We start from the raw sequence: 24,460 nt of genomic DNA on the forward strand, positions 1-24,460 counted from the left end.
CGCCTAGTCTCTCTGGCCACCGGGGGACGCATCGCGCCGCCGGTTCCACAGCTTCCAGGCCGCCGCCGGCACGCCCGGCCGCCACGCACTCCTTCAGAGACTTCGACATGATCAAGCCGCTTTCCGCCGCGATCGCCTGCATCCTGCTGCTGCCTGCCGCCGCCTGGGCGCAGCAGGCCGACGACGCCGACGAGCGCACCCGCGACCGCGATGCCGTGAACCTGGACCGCATGGTCGTGACCGGCACGCGCGTGGCCACCTCGATCGACAAGATTCCCGGCGCGATCAGCCTGGTGTCGCAGGAGCAGGTCGCGCACACGCTGGCGCTGACCGAGGACGCGACCGCGGTGCTGGCGCGCACGGTGCCCGGCTACGCCGAGTCCTCGCAGGCGATGAGTAACTCGGGCGAGACGCTGCGCGGCCGCATCGCGCTGCGCCTGTTCGACGGTATCCCGCAGGGCTCGCCGCTGCGCGAGGGCAACCGCAACGGCACGTTCACCGACATGGGCCTGGTCGGGCGCATCGAGGTCATCAACGGCCCGTCGGCGTCGGAAGGCATCGGCGCGGCCGGCGGCATCATCAACTACATCTCCAAGGTGCCGACGGTCGAAGGCCACGAGACCACGGTGATCTCGCGCTACTCGACCCAGTCGGGCAGCGACAGCGCGGGCTGGAAGCTGGGCGTCAACCACGCCTACAAGAGCGACGACTTCGACGCGCTGCTCAGCGCCTCGTACATCGACCGCGGGATTTCCTACGACGGCAACGGTCGCCGCATCGGCATGAACACCAGCGGCTCGTTGGCCGATTCGGAATCGCGCAACCTCTACGCCAAGCTGGGCGCGAACTTCGGCGAGGGCGGCGTGCAGCGTCTGCAGCTGAGCCTGAGTGACTTCCGCATCGAGGGCAAGGGCAACTACAAGCAGGTCGAAGGCTGTCGCTACGACCCGGTCGAGTGTCCGATCCCGAGCACCAATACTTCCGAGCGCGGTTCGATCGCCGGCTCGCTGACCGAGTTCAACGACTTCCAGCAGGCCGCGCTCAACTACAGCCACGGCGACCTGTTCGGCGGCACGTTCACCGCCGACGTCTACTGGGCCGACCAGGCGATGCGCTACCTGCCCGAGGACGGCGACGACCGCCAGTTGGTGAAGGTCGACGACAGCTTCGATGAGAGCCAGCGCATCTACGACCAGTCGGAGATCGTGTCCAAGAAGCGCGGCCTGCGCACCAGCTGGACCCGCGGCGATCTGTTCGGCGTGCCGGGGCTGCAGCTGCGCACCGGCGTCGACGTGGTCGAGGACGAGGCCGCGCAGCGGCTGGCGCTGACCAACCGCGTGTGGGTGCCGCCGATGGAGTACAGCAGCGTGGCGCCGTACGCGCAGCTGACCTGGGACGTGGGCCCGGTGACGCTCAGCGGCGGCCTGCGCCGCGAGGACGGCGAGCTGCATGTCGACAGCTACACCACCACCGCGTATCGCAACAGCGTGTTCGTGCAGGGCGGCGGGCTGGAGTACACCGAGACGATGAAGAACCTCGGTGCGATCTGGCGCATCACCGACACCTGGTCGGTGTTCGCGTCCTACGGCGAAGGCTTCGGGCTGGCCAACATCGGCATCCCGTTGCGCAACATCAACGTGCCGGGTCAGTCGGTCGATCGCATTGCCGATCTGGACCCGATCATCGTCACCAACAAGGAAGTCGGCTTCAACTGGCGCGGTGACTCGGCGGCGTTCGGCGCGTCCTACTACGACTCCAAATCGCCGTTCGGCTCGACCCTGTCGGTCGATCCGGTCAGCAACGATTTCGTGATGGCGCGTGCGCCGGTGCGCATCCGCGGCTTCGAGGCCAACGGCGAGTACCGCTTCAACCCGCAGTGGAAGGTCTCGGGCATCTACTCGCGGATCCGCGGCAAGACCGCGTTCTGGGCCGAGGCGCCCGACGGCAGCTATGGCGCCGGCGGCCTCAACAAGCCGATGGGTGTGCTCGATGCCAACCCCGACAAGCTTGCGGTCTCGGTGACCTGGAACTTCGCCCCCGATGCCGACCTGACGCTGGGCGCGACGAAGCTGTTCGACCGCCATCTGTCGGGCAGCGACGTGCGCGAGTACGACGGCAAGGCCTTCACTTACGAAGAGAACACCAAGGGCTACACCCTGGTCGATCTCGGCGTGAACTACGACACCGGCCGCTACGGCAAGCTCACGCTCGGCATCGAGAACCTGTTCGACAAGCAGTACATCCTCAGCTGGTCGCAGGTCCCCGGTTGGCAGAACTACTGGGCCGGTCGCGGGCGCATGGTGTCGCTGACCCATACGATCGCGTTCTGATCGAAACGAGGGCGGGGCGTAGGTCATGCGGGAAGTGCGGGGGCAGCGGGACACCGGGCGGCGGCCCATCGCCGGCGCACGACGCGGTGTCGCCTGGGTGGCCGCACTGGCGCTGCTGACAGCGATTGCGCCGGTCTGGGCCGGGGGCGATGACGCCGCCCCCCAGGCCGCGCGCTGGCAGCCGCTCGACCGATTCCTCGATGCCGCCGTGGCCGATGCCGGCTACGTCGGCGTCGTGGCGACGGTGTGGCAGGACGGCCGGTCGCCGCATACCCATGTCGCCGGCCATCTGGATCTCGCGCAACGCAAGCCGATGCGCGCCGATGCGATCTTCCGCATCTACTCGATGACCAAGCCGGTGGTGTCGGTCGCGGTGCTGATGCTCTGCGACGAGGGCCGGATCGGCCTGGACGACGACATCGCCCGGCATCTGCCCGAGTTCGCCGACCTGCGCGTGCTCGCCGACGACGGCACGCGACGTGCGCCGGCGCGCGCGCTGACCATCCGCCATCTGTTGACCCACACCAGCGGCATTGCGATCGGCGACGGCCCTGCGCTGCAGCTGCGCGAAGCGGCCGACCTGCACGGCGCGCCCGATCTGGCCGGCTATGTGCAGCGGCTGGCGGCGTTGCCGCTGCAGCACGATCCGGGCACGACGTTCGCCTACGACGGCGCGGCGACCGAGGTGCTGGCGAGGCTGGTCGAGGTGGTATCGGGGCAATCGCTGGACGCGTTCCTGCGTACGCGCATCTTCGAGCCGCTGGGCATGCCCGACACCGGGTTCGCGGTGCCGGCCGATGCGCGCGCACGCGTGGTCGACATCACCACGCTGGGCGACGACGGCCACCTGCGCCTGGCCGACGGCCCCAGTGCGACGACGCCGGGCGCGCCGCTCAATCCCTACACCAGCGGTGCCGGCGGCCTGTATTCGACCGCGGCCGATTACCTGCGACTGTGCCGCATGCTGCTTGGCGGCGGCGCGCTCGACGGCCGCCGCTACCTGCGCGAAGCGACGGTCGCGGCGATGCTGCGCAACCAGCTCGGGCACCTGGCGCAGCCGCATACCCAGTTCAGTCCGGCCGAAGGCTTCGGCCTGGGCCTGGCGGTGCAGCTCGATCCGGCCGCGCGCGGGCGTCTCGGCGCGCCGGGGCAGGTCGGCTGGTCGGGGCGGCCTCGACGCACTTCGTCATCGACCCGTCCCAGCATGCGATCGCGATCCTGCTCGCCCAGCACCTGCCGCGCGAGGTCCCCGGCGACCTGCCGCGGCTGGCCACCCCGTTCTACAACCTCGTCCAGCAAGGGCTTTCGCATGAGTGAGTCGCCGGCCGCCGCTGCGGTCCTCGTCGCCGGTTCGGCCAACCTCGATTTCGTCGTGCGCGCCGCGCACATTCCGGCGCCTGGCGAGACCGTGCTCGGCCGCGACTTCCGCACCTTCCCGGGCGGCAAGGGCGCCAACCAGGCGGTCGCGGCCGCACGCGCCGGCGGTGCGCCGACCCGGATGTTGCTGGCGCTGGGCGACGATGCGCATGCCCGCCCATTGGAGGATTCGTTGCGCGCGGCCGGCGTGTCGCTGGACATCCGCCGCCAGACCACGCTGCCGACAGGCGTGGCCTTCATCTGCCTGGCCGACGGGGCCGAGAACGCGATCACCGTCGCGCCGGGCGCGAACGCCGCGCTGGCGCCCGACGACCTGCCTGCGCTGGACGGCGTGGGCTATCTGTTGCTGCAGCTCGAAACGCCGCTCGACAGCGTGGCCGCCTACGCCGCGCGCGCACAGGCGGCCGGCGTGCGGGTCGTGCTCAACGCCGCACCCGCGCAGGCACTGCCCGAAGCGCTGCTGCGTCTGGTCGACGTGCTGGTGGTCAACGAGGGCGAACTGGCGATGCTGGTCGGCGACGAAGGCGACCTCACCGCCGCGCTCGCGCGGCTGCCGGTGCCCTGCGCGGTGGTGACCCTGGGCGCGGCCGGTTGCTTGGCACGCGAGGGCGAGGCCTTGCATCTGCAGCCGGCGTTTCCGGTCGAGGCGGTGGACACCACCGGCGCCGGCGACACCTTCTGCGGCGCGCTGGTCGCCGCGCTCGCCCGCGGTGATGCCTTGCCGGCCGCGCTACGCGATGCGGCGGCCGCCTCGGCACTGGCCTGCAGCGCGCTCGGCGCGCAGTCGAGCGTGCCGGCCCGCGCGCAGGTGCAGGCGCTGCTGGCCGGCGCCGGCGATGCGCCCGGCCGCGCCGCACTGGCGGCACGCTGCGGCCTGGCCGCCTGATCCCCCATTCCTTGACGAGACGCCCCCCATGACCGCCTCCCCCTACGAGACGCTCGACGACGCCGACAGCGCCGACCACGGTCCGGCGCCGCTGCGCAGCGAGTACAAGTTCTCGCACGTCACCACCGGCCGCTACCTGCCCACGCCGGGCAAGGCACCGGGCTGGCCGTTCGCCGACATCGGCGGCTGGATGATCGATGCCAACGAGAGCGCGGCCGACTGGCTGGCCGAGTTGCGCGATTGGCGCCGCGAGCATCTGGTGCGCATCGGCTACGACGACGCCAACTACCGCCGGCCCGAACTGCTGTGGGCGCAGCGCAACTTCGTGCACGCGCAGATGATGGTCGAGGACCGCTACTTCTATGACGCCGAGCGCGCCGAGTACACGGTCGATCGCTATCTCGATGATCTGATCGCGCGCTTTGGCGGCATCGATTCGGTGCTGATCTGGTACGTCTATCCCAACATCGGCATCGACGATCGCAACCAGTTCGACCTGGCGCACGATCTGCCCGGCGGCCTCGACGGTCTGCGCCGTGCGGTGCAGGCGTTCCAGGCGCGCGGGGTGCGGGTGTTCCTGCCGGCCAAGCCCTGGGATCACGGCACCCGCGATCCGGGCACCAGCCACTGGGAGGGCCTGGCGGAGATCGTCGCGGCGGTCGGTGCCGACGGCATCAACGGCGACACGTTCAACGGCGTGCCGCGCGCGTTCCTCGATGCCTGCGAGCGCCATGGCCGGCCGGTCGTGCTGCAGCCCGAATCGACGATCAGCTCCGAAGAGCAGCTGATCTGGAACGTGCAGAGCTGGGGCAAGAAGGCGCCCGACGGTCCGGTGCCGCCGGTGTCGAAGTGGAAGTGGCTCGAGCCGCGGCACATGGTCAATTACGAGAACCGCTGGGGCCGCGACCGCACGCACGACCTGCAGTACTGCTTCTTCAACGGCATCGGCTACAACGCCTGGGAAAACATCTGGGGCATCTGGAACCAGTTCACCCCGCGCAATGCCGAAGTGCTGCGGCGCATCGCGACGATCTATCGCGCATTTCCGGAACTGGTGGTGAGCCTGGACTGGGCGCCGTACCAGCCCTGCCTGCAGCGCGGCGTGTTCGCTAGCCGGTTCCCGGGTGCGGACCGCACGTTGTGGACGTTGATCAATCGGCATGAGTATCCGATCGATGGCGAGCAGCTCGCGCTGCCGCACGTCGACGGCACCCGCTACTACGATCTGTGGCACGGCCAGCCGATCGCGCCGCGCGTCATCGACGGCGAAGCGGTGATCGAGCTGCCGCTCGAGGGACGCGGGTTCGGCGCGCTGCTGGCACTGGCGCCGGGCGCCGACACGGACGGCCTCGACGCCATCCTGGCCACGCTCGCCGCGCAGGCGCGCACCCCGATCGGTGCGCACTCGGCCGCCTGGCAGCCGTTGCCGCAGGCGATCGTCGAGGTGGCGCCGACCGCGCCGCAGACCGCCGCGACCGAGGACATGGTGACGATTCCCGGTGGCGAGTTCCTGTTCCGCGTCGGCGGCGTCGAGATCGAGGGCTTCGACTGGGCGGGCCTGGACGTGCAATACCCGTGGGAGTCGTGCCCGCGCCGGCACCATCGCCGCCGCATGACGCTGGCCACGTTCCACATCGACCGCCATCCGGTAACCAATGCGCAGTTCGCGCGGTTCCTGGCCGAGAGCGGCTACGCGCCGCGCGATGCGCACAACTTCCTGCGGCACTGGGTCGACGGCGCGCCGCGCCCGGGCTGGGAGAACAAGCCGGTGACCTGGGTGTCGCTGGAGGACGCGCGCGCCTACGCGCAATGGGCCGGCAAGCGCCTGCCGCGCGAATGGGAATGGCAGTACGCCGCGCAAGGCCACGACGGCCGCCGGTATCCCTGGGGCGACACCTGGCACGACAGCTGCGTGCCGCGGGTCAACCGCGGCCGCCGTCTGCTGCCGCCGGCCGATGTCGGCGCGCATCCGCAGGGCGCCTCGCCGTTCGGCGTCGAGGACCTGATCGGCCACGTCTGGCAATGGACCGACGAATACATCGACACGCACACGCGTGCGGCGATCCTGCGCGGTGGCAGCAGTTACCAGCCGCAGACCTCGCATTGGTACTTCCCGCAGGCCTATCGGCTCGATCAGCACGGCAAGTATCTGCTGATGGCGCCGGGCAAGGACCGCTCGGGCACGGTGGGCTTCCGCTGTGTGGTCGATGCGGAGCGCGCACATGGCTGAGTCGTTGGACATCGCCGCCGGCGACGCGCAGCGCCCGCCCGCACCTGACCAGGTGCGGTTGCGCGGCTTGCTGGGCGAGGCGCTGGACGCCAATCGCCGCGGGCGCCTGTCGCACTTCGTCACCGGGCCCGACAGCCCAGCAATCGCGATCTTCGATCCGGCGCACCGCGCCGGCAACGAAGAGGGCGACTGGTACGGCGAGCACGCCGGCAAGTGGCTGGCGGCCGCGGCTAAGGCCGCCGCGCGCAGCGGCGATGCCGCGCTGGAAGACAGCGTGCGTGCCGTCGCCGCGTATCTGGCCAAGGTGCAGGAGGACGACGGGTACCTGGGCACCTACGCGCCGCATCGACGCTTCATGGTGCCGCAGCCGCCCAAGCCCGAAAGCTGGAACGGCGAGCCGGCGCTGCGGACCTGGGACGTGTGGACCCATGCCTATCTGCTGCTGGGTCTGCTCGAAGTGCACCGGCGGTTCCCGCAGGCGGGCGCGCTGGAGACCGCGCGCCGGATCGGCGTGCTGTGCTGGCGCACGTTCTGCATCGAAGGCCTGGACATCACCACAGTCGGCAACCACCACGGCATGTCGGCGACGGTGCTGCTCGATCCGGTCATGGACCTGCATGCTGCGACCGGCGATGCGCGCTTCCTCGAACTGGCCCGGCGCATCCTCGCCCAGGCCGATGCCAATCCGCGGCTGGCGTTGCTCGAGCGCGCGCTGGCCGGCGCCGATCCGTCGGAGATCGCCACCGGCAAGGCCTACCAGCTGTGCTGGAACCTGGTCGGACTGGCGAAGCTGGCGCGCGCGAGCGGCGATCCGCGCCATCGCCAGGCGCTCGATGCGCAGTGGCAGGCGATCCGCGACCACCACCTGAGCCTGGGCGGCGGCCCGTTCGGCGGCATCGGCCACCGCTCGCGCGAGGTGTTCAATCCTGCGTTCGTGTTCGACCCCCAGGCCTATGTCGAGACCTGCTCGATCCTGGCTTGGCTGCAGCTCAACCGCGAACTGCTGGCGATCACCGGGCAGGCGCGCTATGCCGAGGAGATCGAGCGCACCGCCTATAACGACCTGCTCGGCGCGCAGGCACCCGACGGCGAGGGCTGGTGCTACTACTCCTACGCCAACGGCCGCCGCATCCACACCAACTATTGGCGCTGCTGCAAGTCGAGCGGCGCGATGGCGATCGAGGAACTGCCGGCGATCGCATATGCGACCGATGCCGACGGTCTCGTCGTCAACCTGCTCGGGCCGGGCGAGGCGACGTGCACGCTGCCCGGCGCGGGGGAGGTGACGGTCGTGCAGGACACGCGCTATCCGTTCGACGGCGACATCGGCCTGCAACTGCGCCTGGCGCAGCCGGCGCATTTCGCGCTGCGCGTGCGCATCCCTGCCTGGGCACAGGATGCGACGCTCACCGTCGCCGGCACGCCGTGGCCCGAGCCCGTGGTCGCTGGCGACTATGTGCGCATCGAGCGGAGCTGGGCCGATGGCGACGCGGTTGCGCTGACGTTGCAGCTGCGTCCGCACATCCACCGCCGCGTCTACCGCAACGTGCAGGAATCGCGTGCGCCCGATGGCTCGCCGGTCCGCCAGCAGGTGCTGCGCCAGGACTACATCGCTTTCAGCCGTGGCCCGCTGGTCTACGCGACCGGCTTGATCGACGGCTATCGCACCGCCGAGACCGTGCGCCTGCCCGACGACGATGCGCAGATCCGGATCGAGGAACTGCCGCCCGCGGGCGACGGCGACGCGGCCGCGGTGGGCCTGCGCCTGCACCTGGCCGAGCGGGCACCGATCGATTTCGCGCCCTACTACGGCATCGGGGAGCGCCGCGATCGCATCTGGCGCACCACTTGGCTCGGGCTGGCGCCGTCGCACGACGGTGCCGACGCTGGCGATTGCGGCGCGCTCTGAACGATGCGAGCGATGCGCAAGCAAGTTTCTGTGGCGGGAGAACATAGGCCGAGCGCATGGCTCGCGGCGCACGCGTCGCGCAGACTGCTCCGGCCCTGCGCTGTCGCGTTGAATGGATATCGGACGAGATGACGGATTCCCCTTTCGCCCATGGTCGCGCTGGCGCGCCCGGCCCGTTGAGCGGCGTTCGCGTGCTCGATCTGAGCGCCTACATCGCCGGCCCCTACGGCTGTGCATTGCTGGCCGACCAGGGCGCGGACGTGATCAAGGTCGAGCCGCCGGACGGCGACAACCTGCGCAACTACCCCTCCACGCTGGCCGCCGAGAGCCGGGCGTTCCTGGGCATCAACCGCAGCAAGCGCGGCGTCACCCTCAACCTCAAGGCCGAAGACGACCGCGCGGTGCTCTACCGGCTGGTGCGCGAGGCCGACGTGCTGGTGCACAACTTCCGACCCGGTGTACCCGAGCGGTTGGCGATCGATTTCCCGACGCTGTCGGCGATGAATCCGCGGCTGATCTACTGCGCGGTCACCGGCTACGGCGAGACCGGGCCGCTGAAGGACAAGGCCGGCTACGACCAGGTACTGCAGACGATGACCGGCATCTGCACGCTGCAGGGCAAGCGCGGCGGTCCGCCGGAGCTGGTCTACGGCTCGGTGGTGGACTACTACGCGGCCGCGCTGCTGGCGGCCGGGGTGTCGTCGGCGCTGTACGAGCGCGAGCGCAGCGGTGAAGGCCAGTTCGTCGGCGTCTCACTGCTGCGCAGCGCGCTGGCGATGCAGTCCGCGCGCATGGTCTGGGCCGAGGGCGAGGCGCTCGACATTGGCCGCGACATGCGCTCGGGCGGGGTGACCGGGCTGCATCCCACGCGTGCGGGCTGGCTCTACATTTCGGCCAATACACCGCGGTTCTGGCAGGCGCTGTGTGCGCTGACCGGGCTCGAGGCGCTGGCCGCCGATCCGCGCTACGACACTGTGCGCAAGCGTGCCGAGCATGCGGACGACATCCTGCCGCAGTTGCACGCGGCGCTGGCCGCGCGCGATGCGCTGGACTGGGAGGCGCATTTCGGCGATGCCGTGCCGTGCGCGGCCGCGCGTGCGGTCGAGGACATGTTCGAGCATCCCCAGGTGCTGGCCGAGGGCATCGTCAGCACGATCGCGCATCCGACCCTGGGCAGCTACCGCGGCGTCGCCCAGACGATCCGCTTCGGCCGCACGCCGGGGCCTGCCCCGTTCGCCGCGCCCACGCTGGGTCAGCATTCCGAGGCGGTCAGGGTGGCCCTGGGCGCCGTGGGACGCGACAATGGCGATTCCGCCTGAGCGGCGGTCCACGTCCCAACCCGAGGTGTTCATGTCCGCTGCCGCATCCAAGCTCGACCAACTGCGCACGATGTCCGTCGTCGTCGCCGATACCGGCGATGCCGACGCGATCGCGCGGCTCAAGCCGGTCGATTGCACGACCAACCCGACGCTGGTGCGCAAGGCGCTGGACCTGCCGATCTATGCCGAGCTGATCGAGCATGAACTCGAGCGCGCACGCGGGCTCGATGGCGATGCCGACGCGGTGGTCCGGCAGGTCGTCGACCGACTGACGATCGGCGTCGGCCGCAAGCTCGCCGGCCTGGTGCCGGGCCGGGTCTCGACCGAGGTTGATGCCGACCTGTCGCACGACACCGAGGCCACGCTCGCCAAGGCGCGCCAGTTCATCGACATGTACGAGGATGCCGGCGTCGGCCGCGAGCGCGTGCTGATCAAGATCGCTGCGACCTGGGAAGGCATCCGCGCCGCGCAGCAGCTGCAGCGCGAGGACATCGACTGCAACCTCACGCTGATCTTCAACCGCAGCCAGGCGATCGCCTGCGCCGAGGCGGGCGTGTTCCTGATCTCGCCGTTCGTCGGCCGCATCCTCGACTGGCACGTCGCCCGCGGCGAGGTGCCGGCAACGATCGACGACGATCCGGGCGTGCGCTTCGTGCGCGACGTCTACACCGAGTTCAAGCGTCGCGGCTCGCCGACCGTGGTCATGGGCGCTTCGTTCCGCTCGACCGCGCAGATCGAAGCGCTGGCCGGCTGCGACCGGCTGACGATCTCGCCCGACCTGCTCGAAGCGCTGGATGCCGAGCACGGCCCGCTGGCGCGCGCGCTGACGCCGGGCAAGGGCGACGGCCGGATCGACCCGCCGGTCGACGCCGCGCAGTTCGCGCGTGACCTCAAAGCCGATGCGATGGCCGACGAAAAGCTGCGCGACGGCATCGCCGCGTTCGCCAAGGATCTCGCCGCGCTGCGCCAGACGATCGCCCAGCGCCTGCAGGCCGGCTGAGATGCGCGTCCGGCACGCCGTGGGCGTGCTGGCGGCGCTGCTGGTCGCCGGGTGCGCCGGCGGCCCGCGCTCCACCGCGGCCGCACCGGTCGTCGTGCCCGAGCAGCGCCCGGGCGTCAGTGTCGGTTACCTCGATGCGCCCGGCTTCGACAGCCGGGCCCTGTTGCCCGCACCGCCCGCGCCGGAGTCGGCCGCGCGGGCCCTCGATGAGGCCATCGCCGCTCGCGCGCTGGCGCTGCGCGAAACCCCACGCTGGCAGCAGGCGGCGATCGATGCCGACCTCGACTTCCCGCAGGCTGCCGACCTCTACGCCTGCGCGCTCGGCGTGCCGATCGACACGACCCACACCCCGCACCTGGTGCGACTGCTGCGGCGCAGCCTCGCCGACGCCGCGATCGATGGCCGCGCCGCCAAGCTGCACTGGCAGCGCCGCCGGCCATTCCTGGCCAACGGCGCGCCGGTCTGCACGCCGGACGATGTCGAACAGCTGCGCGACAGCGGCTCGTACCCGTCGGGCCACGCCGCGATTGGCTGGACCTGGGCGCTGGCGCTGACCGCCATCGCGCCCGACCGCGCCGATCCGCTGCTGCAGCGCGGGCGCAGCTTCGGCGAGAGCCGACTGGTCTGCAATGTGCACTGGTACAGCGACATCGTGCAGGGCCAAGTCGTGGGCGCGGCGACGTTCGCACGGCTGCAGGCCGAACCGGCGTACCTCGCCGATCTGGCGGCGGCGCGCGAAGAAGTCGCCGCCCAGCGCGCGCGCGGCGCGCAGCCCGAGGGCTGCGACGCGCAGACTGCCGCGCTGCGCCTGTCGCCATTGCCGGCCGCCGACGACCGCTGAAGCCGGCGTGCTGCGCGACAATGGCCGAGCAATGACCACGACGCCTGCCCCCGATCCCGATCCGCGGCCCGAGCCGCCCGAAGCGCCGCTGCCGAGCGACTGCTGCGACAGCGGCTGCCCGATCTGCGTCTACGATCTGCACGCCGACGCGATGGCCGACTACCGTGCCCGCCTGGCCGCGTGGCGTGCGCGGCATCCGGGCGCCGACTGAGGTCGGTCTTTGCCAGGATTGGCTTGAAGAAAGGAGACGCTGGCCGGTCGCGCCGAGCCTGGAGGAGAGAATCGAGCAATGCATTCTCGACATGGACGAACTGTGGTGTTGGCTCTCGTGGCTGCAATGCTCGCATCGGCGTGCGCGAGCGGCCTGAGTCGCGATGTTCTGTCCCACACGCCGAGCGTTGGGGCGACGATGGTCGCTGGTTGGGAGGCAGGGCCGCTGGCGGGGACGACGTCGTTCGGCTATCTGCCTGGCGAGCGGCGCTGGTCGCGTGCGTTCCGTCACAGGCAGTGCGATCGGAACGGATTGGAGATCCGAATCGCGTCGGATGCCGAGGTCGACGACGATGCGCTCTGTGAGGCCGCAGCTTCAGCCGCCCGCTTTGTCGCACGCCTCTATCCACAGATCGCGTTGCGGTGGCGGATCGATGTCGTGCCCAGCGGCTGGCGCTATCGGATGACCAAGCGTTGGATCGGCGTTGGCGCGCCGCGCGTGGCGCTCGCTGTGCCGTTGTTTGACGACGGCGCCAGGACAGTGGCAAACCTGGTCGATCTCATCGCTCACGAGGGATTCCACGTGGCGGGATTCTTCTCCGGAGATATTGCAACTGCTGGAGATGAGCGAAAGGCGTACTACGCAGGCCTGTGCGCACAGTTGGCCGTGAGGGGCGAGATTCCTATGAATTCGCTGCCCGGTGCGGTCATCGAAGGCGTGGACGATCCGATGGCCAAGGCATCGTCGGAGGCGGCCTATCGGGTGAGGCGGGAGTTCGCAAAATTCTTTGAAGATGACAAGCTCGTCGCGCAGTCCGAGGCCGGCGTCGCGGTGATCGAACGTTGCGAGACCGTCCTCGGTCTCAACTGGAGCAGCTGACGTCGTCAGGGCCGCGGACTGACGCGCGGCTGCGTTTATGCGACTGCGGTGAAGCGCGCGGCGTGCCGGGCCAGGAACGCGTCGGCCTCCGCGCGCAGCCAGGCGCCGACGGCGGCGACGGCCGGTGTGTGCGTGGTACCTGGCGCGGCCAGCAGACGGAAGTCGTGGCCGTCGAGCGCGGGGCCGAACGGGACCCGCAGCACGCCGTCTTCCAGTGCGTCGGCCACCAGGGCGACGCTCGCCAGTGCGATGCCTTGGCCGGCGATCGCGGCCTGGATGGCATGCGCTTCGTCGGAGAAGCCGAGTTCGCCGCCGTGCGCGTCCGGCAGGCCGGCGCTCTGGCACCAGCGCGGCCAGTCGGGGGTGTGGGCGTCCTGCAGCCGCCAGACGTAGCGCAGCCGCGGCAGGGTCGCCAGCGCACTGATGCCGGCCAGCGCCAGGCCGGGGGCGCAGACCGGAATGAAACGTCCAGGCAGCAGCGGCCAGCTTTCGACCTGTGGGCCCGGTGCGGGGCCGTAGCGGATCGCCAGCTCCGTGCCGCCCGCGGCCAGCCGGACCGGGTCGTCGGCCGCGTGCAGGTGCAGATCGACTTCGGGCGCGGCCGCAGCGAGCGCCGGCAGGCGCGGCAACAGCCAGCGGGCGGCGAAGCCCCGGGTCGTGCTCAGCGTCACCGCGGGCCGGCGCGTCTGCCGTTGCAGGTCGGCGACGGCGGTGGCGATGCCATCGAAGCCGCCGCGCACGCTCGGGTACAGCCGTTGCCCGGCCTCGGTCAGCCGCACCTGGCGCACTTGGCGTGCGAACAGCCGCAGGCCGAGCCAGTCCTCGAGCTGGCGGATGCGGTGGCTGACCGCGGTGGGCGTGAGCGACAGCTCTTCGGCTGCGGCCTTGAAGCTCTGGCGTCGGGCGGCGGCCTCGAACGCGCGCAGCGCGCTCAGCGGAGGCAGGCGGGCGGGGCGATCGTGCATGAGCGCAATTCATCCATCGGACGAGAAAACATCGTTTGTCGGGCACTCGGCTGGCGCCAATCATGCCGGAGCGCCGCAGTGCGCATTCTCTCCCAGGTTCGACAGGTGAATGATGCTCAGCTTGCTCCATCTCGACGGCAGTGCCCGCCCCGGTTGTTCGGGCGAGGTCCCGCACGGCTCCCATACCCGCCGGCTCGGCGCCCGTTTCGTCGCGCGCTGGCAACGCCGGCGCCCCGGCGATCGCATCGTCTATCGGGATCTTGCTCTGACACCGCCGGCGCATGTCGACGGCCGCTGGATCCATGCCGCGTTCACGCCGCCGGCGCAGCGCACGCCGTGGATGATCGAGCGGCTGGCCGAAAGCGATGCGCTGATCGAAGAACTGCTCGGCAGCCCGCTCGTGGTGATGGGGGTGCCGATGTACAACTTCGGCATGCCCGCGCCGGTCAAGGCCTGGATCGACAACATCGTGCGCGTGGGCCGCACCTTCGGTTTCGATCGCGCGCGCACCGGTGCGCCGTACTGGCCGATGCTGGCCGGTCAGGGCCGCCGCGCCGTGCTGCTGGGTGCGCGCGGCGATCACGACTACGACCCCGGTGGTCGCAACGCCGGCGACAACCTGGTCGAGCAGGGCGTGATGACGCCGCTGCGCTACATGGGCATCACCGACGTCGACCGGGTCGCGGTGGAATACGACGAGTTCGCCGATGCCCGGCTTGCGGCCTCGATCGCGCGCGCCGAGGCCGCGGTCGATGCGCTGGTCGATCGCCTGGCCGACGAGGCCGATGCGCGGGAGCGGGCCGCCGCGGCCACGCCCGCTTGACCGCCCGTGCGCCCAGGGCTACCGTGTCGCCGCCAAGGTTCATCTCTTCATGCGAATGAAGCGATGATTAAAAGGGAAGCCGGTGCGCCGCATGGCGGCAATTCCGGCGCTGCCCCGCAGCGGTAACTGGAAACGACCCCCGTCAACGCACTGGCGCCCGTCCGGGCCGGGAAGCGACGGGCAGTAGGCCCACCACCTCGCAGGTGGCCCGTCCGTGAGCCCGAAGACCTGCCTTGGCCGTGCGCACCGACAGGCGCGCACGTACGACCTGGGGCCTCCGCGGGGAGGTGCACGGGCATCGCGCCGCGCTCGTCGCGGCCGGTCCCGCACGTCCGCACGCAGGCCCCGGTTCGCCCGAGGGGGCGAAGGTCGGCCGTGTGGCAGGCGGGCGCGCGCAGGCGCGGTGCACGCCATGCGGGCCCTTCGTTCCTCAATCCCACGCATTGAGGACGCATCCACCATGACCGGCATCACCAATCTCGGCTTTCCCCGCATCGGCCGCAAACGCGAGCTCAAGCGCGCGGTCGAACGTCACTGGCGCGGCGAGGCCGACGCCGCGCAGTTGCAGGCAGTGGCGCGCGAGCTGCGCCTGCGCCATTGGCGCCTGCAGCGCGAGGCCGGCGTCGCCACGCCACCGAGCAACGACTTCTCGCTCTACGACCAGGTGCTCGATGCCGCCTTCGGCGTCGACGCGATCCCCGAGCGCTACCGCGCGCTGGCCGATGCCGATCCGCTGGCCGGTTACTTCGCGCTCGCGCGGGGTCATCAACAGGACGGGGTCGACCTGCATGCGCTGGAGATGACCAAGTGGTTCGACACCAACTACCACTACCTGGTGCCCGAACTGCAGGCCGGCCAGCGCTTCGCGCTGCGCGACGACAAGCCGGTGCGCGAATATCTGGAAGCCAAGGCCGAGGGCATCGAGACCCGGCCGGTGCTGCTCGGGCCGGTCACGCTGTTGTGGCTGTCGAAGACCGTCGACGGCAGCGATCGCTTCGCGCTGCTCGATACGCTGCTGCCGGTGTACGCCGAGTTGCTGGCGCGGCTGCAGGCCGCCGGCGCGGCCTGGGTGCAGATCGACGAACCGGCGCTGGTGCTCGACCTCGACCCTGCGGTGCGTGCGGCCTACGGCCGGGCCTACGCCGCGCTCGCCCAGGGCGCGCGACCGAAGCTGCTGCTGACGACCTACTTCGGCGCGCTCGACGACAACCTGGCGCTGGCCGCGTCCTTGCCGGTCGACGGCCTGCATGTCGATCTGGTGCGCGGGCGCGAACAGCTCGATGCGGTGCTCGGTGCGCTGCCGGCCGGGCGCACGTTGTCGCTGGGGCTCGTCGACGGCCGCAACATCTGGCGCACGCGGCTGGACGATGCGCTGGTGCTGGCGCGCTATGCGATCAGCGCGCGCGGCGGCGATCCGGTGTGGCTGGCGCCGTCGTGTTCGTTGCTGCACGTGCCGGTCGACCTGGCGGACGAGACCGCGCTGGATGACGAGCTGCGCAGCTGGCTGGCTTTCGCCCGGCAGAAACTCGACGAACTGCGCCTGCTGGCCGACGCCCTGGCCGACCCTGACGCCGCCGAGCCGGCACTGGCTCAGGCGCGCGACGCGATCGCCGCGCGGCGCGCCTCGCCCCGCGTCCAGCGGCCGGCGGTCGCCGCGCGGGTGGCCGCACTCGATGCGTCCGCGTCGCGTCGCGCGACGCCCTATGCCGCGCGTCGGGCCGCGCAGGATGCGTTGCGCCCGCTGCCGCTGTGGCCCACGACCACGATTGGCTCGTTCCCGCAGACGCTCGAGGTGCGGCAGGCGCGTGCGGCGCACAAGTCCGGCAAGCTGAGCCAGGCCGACTACGATGCGTTCATCGCCGACCAGATCGCGCACTGCGTGCACGTGCAGGAAGACCTCGGGCTGGATGTGCTGGTGCACGGCGAGTTCGAGCGTAACGACATGGTCGAGTACTTCGGCGAGCAGCTCGATGGCTTCGCGTTCACCAAGAACGGTTGGGTGCAGAGCTACGGCTCGCGCTGCGTGAAGCCGCCGGTGATCTACGGCGATGTCGCCCGTCCGGCGCCGATGACCGTGCGCTGGTCGCAGTACGCGCAGTCGCTGACCGCGCGGCCGATGAAGGGCATGCTGACCGGCCCGGTGACAGTGCTGCAATGGTCGTTCGTGCGCGACGACCAGTCGCGCGCCGACACCTGCCGGCAGATCGCGCTGGCCTTGCGCGACGAGGTGACCGACCTGGAGGCGGCCGGCATCGGCGTGATCCAGATCGACGAACCGGCGCTGCGCGAGGGCCTGCCGCTGCGGCGCGCCGATTGGGCGGCGTATCTGGACTGGGCGGTCGAGAGCTTCCGCATCAGCGCGTCGGGCGTGGCCGACACCACCCAGATCCACACCCACATGTGCTACTCGGAGTTCAACGACATCATCGAGGCGGTCGCGGCGATGGACGCCGACGTGATCTCGATCGAGACCTCGCGCTCGCGCATGGAACTGCTCGAGGCCTTCGTGCGGTTCCGCTATCCCAACGGCATCGGCCCGGGTGTCTACGACATCCATTCTCCGCGTGTGCCCGATGTCGAGGAGATGACCGCATTGCTGTGCCGAGCAGCCGAGTCGATCCCGGTCGCCCAGCTGTGGGTCAATCCCGATTGCGGGCTCAAGACGCGCGGTTGGCCGGAAACGCGCGCGGCGCTGGCGGCGCTGGTGGCGGCCGCGCGCGCCTTGCGTGCGCAGGCGCAGCGCAGTCAGGCCGAGCCGGTTGCGGCCGTACCCGCTTAGCGCGCGGGTCGAGGTCGGGCGCCGCGCGCGTCGTCGTCAGTGCTTGGCGACGGTGCGACGCCCGGTCTGGGCGGGGGCGTGGCTCGCATGGCGGTCCGGGTCGTGGCGCAGGCGCAGGCGGCCTGGCGTGCTGGCGTCGGCCACGATCGGATAGGCCTCGCACAGCGCACCAACGAAGGCCAACGGCGCATCGCTGCGGAACACACCGGTCACGCGCAGTTGTGTCAGCGACGCGTCTTCGATGACGATGCGCTCGTGGCTGTAGCGGTTGAACTCGGCCACGACCTCGGCCAGCGTCGCGTCCTCGAACACCAGCCGGCCCGACAGCCAGGCCGGCGCGGCGGGCTTGCGCAGGGTGCCAATCTGCGGTGTGTCGAGATCGCGGCTGAGCCGCGCGGTCTGGCCGGCGACCAGGCCCAGCAACGGGGCGGGGCGGTCGTCGCGGCCGTCATCGAGCGGCAGCAGCACGACCTCGCCTTCGATCAGGGCGACGTCCAGCGCATCGGCGCGCCGATTCAGTTCGAACTCGGTGCCGACCACGCGCAGTCCGCCGTGCGCGGTATGCACGGTCAGCGGCCGGCGTTCGCGGGCGACGCGGAAGAACGCGCGGCCGCGGTCAAGGACCACTGTGCGCGTGCGCGGCCCGAAGGCGACGTGCAGCCGGCTGTCGGTGTCCAGGGTGATGCGGGTGCCGTCCTCGAGCGCCAGCTCGCGCCGCTCGCCGACGCCGGTGGCGTAGACACGCTCGGTCGGCGCGGCCGGCACCAGCAGCTGCCAGGCGCCGAGCAGCGCCAGGGCGAGAGTGGCCGCCAGGCCCGCGGCGACTGGCCAGCGACGACGGGGACGCGTGCGCTCGCTGCGATCGGCCGGCGCGACCGCGTCCAGGCGGCGCGCGATCTCCGGATCCGGTGCATGCGTGCCCAGCCCGGTCCACAGCCGCTCCAGGCGTTCGTAGGCGGCGCGATGGCGGGGATCGGCGTCGATCCAGTCCTGCCAGGCGCGCAGGTCGGCGCCGCTCACGTCGTCAGCGCGCAGGCGTGCGAACCACGCGGCTGCGCGGCGCCGGATCGGGTCGCCGCCTTCGATCAGCTCGAGCTCAGGCTTCATGCCTCGTCCAGGGTCGCATCCAAGTGCATCAGGGCCCGCATCATGTGCTTCTCCACCGCGCTCACGCTAATGCCAAGCCGCTTGGCGACGGCGCTGTAGGTCAGCCCATCATATCGCTGCAGCAAGAAGACCTCGCGGCAGCGCGGCGGCAAGGCATCGAGCGCCTGCAGGAACCGCTGCAGACGCGCCTTGTCTGCGTAGACGCACTCGCAGGACGGTTCCTCACTCTGCCAGGCCGCGGCGACCGCCTCGATCGGCACGTGGTCGGATGCGCGGTGGCTGCGGTCGCGGCGGAAGCGGTCGCGCAGCAGGTTGGAGGCGATGCGCATCAGGAAGGCTTCGACGTTCGCCAACCCGGCCAGGCGATGGCCCGGCTGCTGGCTCAGGCGCGCCAGCGTGTCCTGGGTCAGGTCCTCGGCGTCTTCCGCGCTCGTCAGGTGCCGCGAGAAATAGCGCAGCAGCGCCGGCCGGTAGTGCTGGGCCAGACGGGTGACGTTCCGCTCGTCGGGCTGCGACAGGGCAGCCTCGGACGCCTTGCCGGGGGCGGGCGCAGTCATCGGGTGTGGGAGGAGGGCAGACGAATGTCGTCTTCGAACCCTATGTGACCGGCCCGTGATGAGCAAGCTGAGGAATTGTGGCGCTCGTGCGTCTACATCGAGGACAGGGGCGTCATGACCATTCGTCATGGACGGGCGGGGACCGATCACGACTTTCGAGGGGATTTCATGGCAAAGAGTTTGAAGGCACGCCGCGCGCGTCGCCATTCGTTGCATCCGCTGGTGCCGGCACTGGCGATCGCGCTGGGGTGCATGGTCGGTGTCGTCGTCCCGGCGTCGGCGCAGGAGGCGCAGCGCGAGTACGCGGTGCAGAGTCAGCCGCTGGGCGCGGCGCTCAACCAATTGGCGCTCAGCGCCGAGCGCGAGATCATCGTGGCGCCGGACCTGGTCCGCGGCCTGACCGCGCCTGCGGTCTCCGGGCGCCACAGCCTGAGCGAAGCATTGGACCTGATGCTCGCCGGCACCGGGCTCACCTATCGCGAGAGCGATGGCCGGGTGATCATCGTCGCCGACGAGAACGCGCCGCGCGCGGCAGCGTCGCCGGCGGCGTCCGGTGCGCGCACGGCGGTCGGGGGGCCGTCGGGCGATGCGGTCAGCCTGGACACCGTCCGCGTGTCGGCCTCGCGTATCGACCGGCCCGATTTCGTCTCCCCGACGCCGATCCTGCCGATCAGCGCCGAAGAGTTGAACCTGGACATGCGCACCAATATTGGTGCCGCGCTCAACGACCTGCCGCAGTTCCGCGCGACCAGTTCGCCGCAGACCACCGGCTCCAACACCGGCGCCGGCAACGCCCCGGTCGACCTGCGCGGCCTGGGCATCAGCCGGACCCTGGTGCTGCTCGACGGTCGCCGGGTCTCGGGTGACAACGACCTCAACACCGTGCCTTCGGTGCTGGTGAAGTACGTGGACGTGGTGACCGGCGGTGCGTCGGCGGCCTGGGGCTCGGGCGCGGTTGGCGGTGTGGTCAACATCACCCTCGATCACGACTTCGAGGGCGTGAAGTTCGGCGCGCAGGCCGGGCGTTCGACCTATTCGGATGGCGACGAAAAGCGCTTCGAGGGCGCTTGGGGTACGCGCTTTGCGGGCGATCGCGGTCACCTGCTGGTCGGCGGCGAGTTTCTCGACAACGACGGCATCGTGCCGCGCAGTGCCCGGCCGCGAGCCGGCCGCTGGTCGACGCTGCGGATCGACGGCCAGCCGACGCTGATGCCCGACGTGGGCTTCGCCGATGCCGCGATCGGCGGCCTGATCGTTGGCGCCCGCGATGCGAGCGGCAATGCGGTGCGTGGCTTCTCGCTGACCGGCCAGGCCTTCAACCCCGACGGGTCGTTGCGCCCCTTCGATTACGGCACCGTGGTCGGCGCGCTGATGAGCGGCGGCGAAGGCCCGTCGAACGACGACTACAGCCCGCTGAGCGCGCCACAGAAGCGCTATTCGACGCTGGCCAGCGTGCGCTACGACCTCACCGACACCGTCCGGATGAGCGCCGACGTGCGTCACTCGCGCATGTACAACCACTACATCTGGTTCGGCGACCACAACCGCGGCAACCTGTCGATCGGTCTGGACAACGCGTTCCTGCCGGATGCCGTGCGCGAGGAGATGCTCGCCGCCGGTGCCAGCACGCTGACGCTGGGCCGGTTCAACAATGACATCAACTATCCGCGGATCGACTTCGAGCGCCGCACCACTCAGGCCACGCTGGCGTTCGACGGCTATGCCGGCGACTGGCGCTGGAGCACCTACTACTCGCATGGTGAGGCGGAGCAGAACTTCGACACGCCCGGCTTCGTGCTGCGGCAGGAGTGGGCGAACGCGATCGACTCTGTCATCGACCCGGTGACCGGTGCCCCGGTGTGCCGGGTCACGCTCGCCGATCCCAGCGTCGCCTGCGTGCCGATCAACGTGTTCGGCGAAGGCGCGCCATCACAGGCGGCGGCCGACTACGTGACCGGCACGCCCAGCCAGCGCTCGACGGTCAAGCTCGACACCTTTGGTGCGAGCCTGCGCGGCGAACCGTTCCAGATGCCGGCTGGCGCCGCGTCGGTGGCGGTGGGCGTGGAAGCGCGGCGCGAGTCGATCGACCAGCGCGTCGGCGCGCTCGATGCGGCGAAAGCCTTCCGCTCCTTCAGCTTCAACCCGATGCAGGGCAGCTTCACGGTCAAGGAGCTGTTCGGCGAGGTGCTGCTGCCGATCGCCAAGGACCGCGGTCTGCTGCACGACTTCGGCGTCAACGCTGCCGCGCGCGTGTCCGACTATTCCACCACCGGGGCGATCTGGTCCTGGAAGCTGGGCGCGACCAATGAGTTCTTTCCGGGCTTTCGCGGCCGCATCGCGCGCTCGCGCGACATCCGCTCGGCCAACCTGAGCGAGCTGTACACCACCAGCACCACCGGCTGGAGCACCGTGCTCGATCCGGTCACCGGCCAGACGGTGTATGCGCTGAGCAATGGCGGCGGCAATCCGGCGCTGACGCCCGAGACCGCCGACACGCTCACGGTCGGCCTGACCTGGTCGCCGCAGTCGGTCGAGGGGCTGGACCTGTCGGTCGACTACTTCGACATCCAGATCGAGGACGTCATCACCACGGTGGGCTTGCAGGACATCCTCAATCGCTGCGCGGCAGGGAACCCAGCGATGTGCGCACGGGTGGAGCGCGATGCCGGCGGCAACATCACCCGCATCGTCTCCACCTACACCAACCTGTCGCAGTACAAGACCGACGGCGTGGACATCGAGCTGGCCTACAAGCGGCCGACGACGCTGTTCGGTGTGGGCGGCACACTGACCACGCGCACCCTGGCCAGCTGGATCAACAGCCTGACCACCGACGATGGCATCAGCAACATCGAGTACGTCGGCTCGCAGGGGTATGCGTTCGGCCTGGGCGTGCCGCGCTGGCGCGCGGTCAGCAGCCTGACGTTCAACAGCGACCGGTTCTCGGCCAACGTCCGTGCCCGTTACATCTCGTCGGGGCAGTACGACCGCAACCAGGCGATCGTCAACGGTGCGATCGGCAGCTACCTCTACTACGACCTGGGCGCGAGCACGCGCTTGGGCGAGGGCGGGCAGCTGGAGCTGTACGGCGCGATCAATAACGTCACCAACAAGCAGGCGCCGATCGGATCGACGTTCTCGCCGTACTACGACGTGATGGGCCGCTACTACACCGCCGGCGTTCGTCTGAAGTTCTGAGCGTCCCGCTCCCCGACACGAAGGTATGACCTCCATGAAGACCGCACACCAGGCGCTCCTGGGTCTCACATTGCTGGTGGCAGCGACGGTCGCATCCGCGACCGTCGCCGTGCCGCCGGCGGTGCTGGCCGATGGCGTTCCCGAGATTCCCGACGACACCGCAACGCGTACGCGGCCCTACCTGGAGTTCCGCAGCGCGCAGTTCCTGGGCTGGAACACCGCCGATCGTTCGATGCTGATCAAGACCCGCTTCGGCAGCACCGATCAGCTGTTCGAGGTCGCCCGGCCCGACGGCGCGCGTCGGCAGATCAGCTTCGAGGCTGAGCCGACCCCGTTCGCGACCCATGCACCGGCCGGCGCGCCGGCGCTGGTGGTACAGAAGGACGTCGGCGGCGATGAGTTCTTCCAGCTCTACCGGCTCGACGAAGGCCGGCTGACGCTGCTCACCGACGGCAAGAGCCGCAATGCATTTGGCGCCTGGAGCCGCGACGGCCGCTGGGTCGGCTATTCGTCGACCCGCCGCAACGGCACCGACGCCGATCTGTATGTGATCGATCCGCGCGATCCGTCGACCGATCATCGGGTGGCGACGGTCACCGGCGGCGGCTGGAACATCAGCGACTTCTCCGCCGATGGCCGTAACGCCCTGGCGATCAACCGCTTGTCGATCAACCAGGCGGTGATCGCCGAGATCGACCTGCGCAGTGGCCGCATGACCTCGCTGACCGACGCGGCGCAGGCCGCCTCGTATGCGGACGCACGTTACGCGGCCGATGGCAGCATCTGGGCGCTGTCGAACCGCGATGCGGACGTGGTGCGCCTGGGCAAGCTCGATCGTCGCAGCGGCGCGTTCACGGCATTGAGCCCGGAAACGCCATGGGATGTGACCGATTACGCGGTCGCCGACGATGAGCGCTTCGTCGTCTATGCGATCAACGATGCCGGCGTGTCGCGGCTGCGCGTGCTCGATCCGGCCAGCGGACAGGTTCGCAACGTCGACGGTCTGCCCGACGGGGTGCTGCACTGGAGCTTCGGGCACCTGCTGCAGATCGCGCCCTGGGGTGAAATCGGCCTGAGCCTGTCGGCCTTCGACGTGCCGGGCGATGCATTCTCGATCGATCCCGACACGCTCGCGGTTCGCCGCTGGACCCGCAGCGAGGCGGGCGGGCTGGATCTGGCGCGCAACCGGGCGCCGGAGCGGGTCGAGATCCGCAGCTTCGACGGCGAGGCGATGTCGGGCTTCCTGTATCGCCCTGACCCGGCGAAGTTCCCCGGCAAGCGACCGTTGATCATCGACATTCACGGGGGGCCCGAGGGCCAGAGCCGCCCGGGGTTCCTGGGCACCGACAACTATCTGGTCAATGAGCTGGGCATCGCGATCTTCCTGCCCAACGTGCGCGGTTCGTCCGGCTTCGGGCGGCGCTTCCTCGATCTCGACAACGGGCCGTGGAAGCGCGAGGACTCGGTGCGCGACATCGGCGCGTTCCTCGATGCGCTCGAGCAGGATGCGGCGCTGGATTCGACGCGCTTCGCGGTCTACGGATTCTCCTACGGCGGTTACATGTGCTACGCCTCGGCGGTGCATTACAGCGACCGCCTGCGCGCGGCCAGCTGTGCGGTGGCGATCTCCGATTTCGTGACGTTCCTGGAGAACACCCAGTCCTATCGCCAAGACCTGCGGCGCGTCGAGTACGGTGACGAACGCATTGCCGAACAGCGCGCCAAGCTCGCCGAGATCTCGCCGCTGCGCAACGTCGATCGCATCCGCGTGCCGCTGATGGTGGCCACTGGCGGCAATGACCCGCGCGTGCCGCCATCGGAGGCCGAACAGATCGTCGCCGCCGTGCGCGCCAACGGCGGCCGCGCCTGGCACGTCCTCGCCCGCAACGAAGGCCACGGCTTCCACAAGCGCGAGAACCGCGACTACATCTTCTGGGCCGGCGTCACCTTCTGGCAGGACACCCTGCTCGACGACTGAAACCAGGGTCAGAGTGCATTTCCCCCGTTCTAGAACCGGGGTCAGAGTGCAGTTTCCCCACATGACGGCGA

Annotated in this window: 16 protein-coding genes and 1 other annotated feature; of the genes, 13 read left to right on the forward strand and 3 right to left on the reverse strand. The window is 70.2% G+C overall.

From position 1 onward, the window contains the following. Positions 1 to 107: 107 nt before the first annotated feature. The 9 genes from BEN78_07355 to BEN78_07395 all read left to right on the forward strand — a co-directional run bounded on the left by BEN78_07355 (position 108) and on the right by BEN78_07395 (position 12,982). Positions 108 to 2,330: a TonB-dependent receptor gene (locus tag BEN78_07355; protein ID ASR43223.1), complete on the forward strand. Its 2,223-nt coding sequence runs from the start codon at positions 108 to 110 to the stop codon at positions 2,328 to 2,330. Positions 2,331 to 3,639: 1,309 nt separating this feature from the next. Continuing rightward, positions 3,640 to 4,593, forward strand: a complete 954-nt coding sequence (locus BEN78_07360) for a ribokinase (protein ASR44988.1) — start codon at positions 3,640 to 3,642, stop codon at positions 4,591 to 4,593. A gap of 28 nt (positions 4,594 to 4,621) precedes the next feature. Next, the gene (locus BEN78_07365) at positions 4,622 to 6,823 is read left to right on the forward strand and encodes a sulfatase-modifying factor protein (protein ASR43224.1); all 2,202 of its coding nucleotides are present in this window, start codon (positions 4,622 to 4,624) and stop codon (positions 6,821 to 6,823) included. Positions 6,824 to 6,875: 52 nt separating this feature from the next. Then, positions 6,876 to 8,732: a hypothetical protein gene (locus BEN78_07370; protein ID ASR44989.1), complete on the forward strand. Its 1,857-nt coding sequence runs from the start codon at positions 6,876 to 6,878 to the stop codon at positions 8,730 to 8,732. A gap of 128 nt (positions 8,733 to 8,860) precedes the next feature. Beyond that, positions 8,861 to 10,051, forward strand: a complete 1,191-nt coding sequence (locus BEN78_07375) for a formyl-CoA transferase (protein ID ASR43225.1) — start codon at positions 8,861 to 8,863, stop codon at positions 10,049 to 10,051. Between the two features lie 31 nt (positions 10,052 to 10,082). Beyond that, positions 10,083 to 11,051, forward strand: coding sequence for a transaldolase (locus tag BEN78_07380; GenBank protein ID ASR44990.1), 969 nt, complete (start codon positions 10,083 to 10,085; stop codon positions 11,049 to 11,051). A 1-nt stretch (position 11,052) separates the two neighbouring features. Continuing rightward, a complete protein-coding gene (locus BEN78_07385; protein ID ASR43226.1) occupies positions 11,053 to 11,892 on the forward strand; it encodes an acid phosphatase in 840 nt (279 codons plus the stop codon). A gap of 31 nt (positions 11,893 to 11,923) precedes the next feature. Next, on the forward strand, positions 11,924 to 12,103 hold the full coding sequence (locus BEN78_07390; GenBank protein ID ASR43227.1) for an oxidoreductase-like protein: 180 nt from the start codon (positions 11,924 to 11,926) through the stop codon (positions 12,101 to 12,103). Between the two features lie 105 nt (positions 12,104 to 12,208). Next, entirely contained in the window at positions 12,209 to 12,982 is a 774-nt protein-coding gene (locus tag BEN78_07395) for a hypothetical protein (protein ASR43228.1), read from the forward strand. A 35-nt stretch (positions 12,983 to 13,017) separates the two neighbouring features. Here BEN78_07395 and BEN78_07400 read toward each other — a convergent pair whose 3' ends face one another. After that, complete coding sequence (locus tag BEN78_07400; protein ASR43229.1) at positions 13,018 to 13,947, reverse strand: LysR family transcriptional regulator; 930 nt, start codon at positions 13,945 to 13,947, stop codon at positions 13,018 to 13,020. A gap of 112 nt (positions 13,948 to 14,059) precedes the next feature. On the opposite strand from BEN78_07400, the gene BEN78_07405 reads away from it, so the two are divergent. Beyond that, positions 14,060 to 14,770 (forward strand): NAD(P)H dehydrogenase, encoded by a 711-nt coding sequence (locus BEN78_07405; GenBank protein ASR44991.1) that lies wholly within the window; start codon positions 14,060 to 14,062, stop codon positions 14,768 to 14,770. Positions 14,771 to 14,788: 18 nt separating this feature from the next. Continuing rightward, positions 14,789 to 15,021 (forward strand) — a binding site (cobalamin riboswitch). A gap of 209 nt (positions 15,022 to 15,230) precedes the next feature. Continuing rightward, a complete protein-coding gene (locus BEN78_07410) occupies positions 15,231 to 17,549 on the forward strand; it encodes a 5-methyltetrahydropteroyltriglutamate--homocysteine S-methyltransferase (GenBank protein ASR43230.1) in 2,319 nt (772 codons plus the stop codon). Between the two features lie 36 nt (positions 17,550 to 17,585). Here BEN78_07410 and BEN78_07415 read toward each other — a convergent pair whose 3' ends face one another. Both BEN78_07415 and BEN78_07420 read right to left on the reverse strand, forming a co-directional pair. Next, positions 17,586 to 18,656 carry a hypothetical protein gene (locus BEN78_07415; GenBank protein ASR43231.1) on the reverse strand — a complete coding sequence of 357 codons (1,071 nt, stop codon included), beginning with the start codon at positions 18,654 to 18,656 and terminating at the stop codon, positions 17,586 to 17,588. Then, positions 18,653 to 19,174, reverse strand: a complete 522-nt coding sequence (locus BEN78_07420; GenBank protein ID ASR44992.1) for a hypothetical protein — start codon at positions 19,172 to 19,174, stop codon at positions 18,653 to 18,655. The genes BEN78_07415 and BEN78_07420 overlap by 4 nt, the downstream gene beginning before the upstream one ends. A 489-nt stretch (positions 19,175 to 19,663) precedes the next feature. Between BEN78_07420 and BEN78_07425 the strand changes: the two genes are divergently transcribed. Beyond that, positions 19,664 to 22,411, forward strand: a complete 2,748-nt coding sequence (locus BEN78_07425; protein ASR44993.1) for an outer membrane receptor protein — start codon at positions 19,664 to 19,666, stop codon at positions 22,409 to 22,411. Between the two features lie 34 nt (positions 22,412 to 22,445). Beyond that, on the forward strand, positions 22,446 to 24,389 hold the full coding sequence (locus BEN78_07430; protein ASR43232.1) for a peptidase: 1,944 nt from the start codon (positions 22,446 to 22,448) through the stop codon (positions 24,387 to 24,389). The last annotated feature ends 71 nt before the right edge of the window (positions 24,390 to 24,460 follow it).

The organism is Xanthomonas citri pv. mangiferaeindicae, assembly GCA_002240395.1.
Lineage (GTDB): Bacteria > Pseudomonadota > Gammaproteobacteria > Xanthomonadales > Xanthomonadaceae > Luteimonas > Luteimonas citri_A.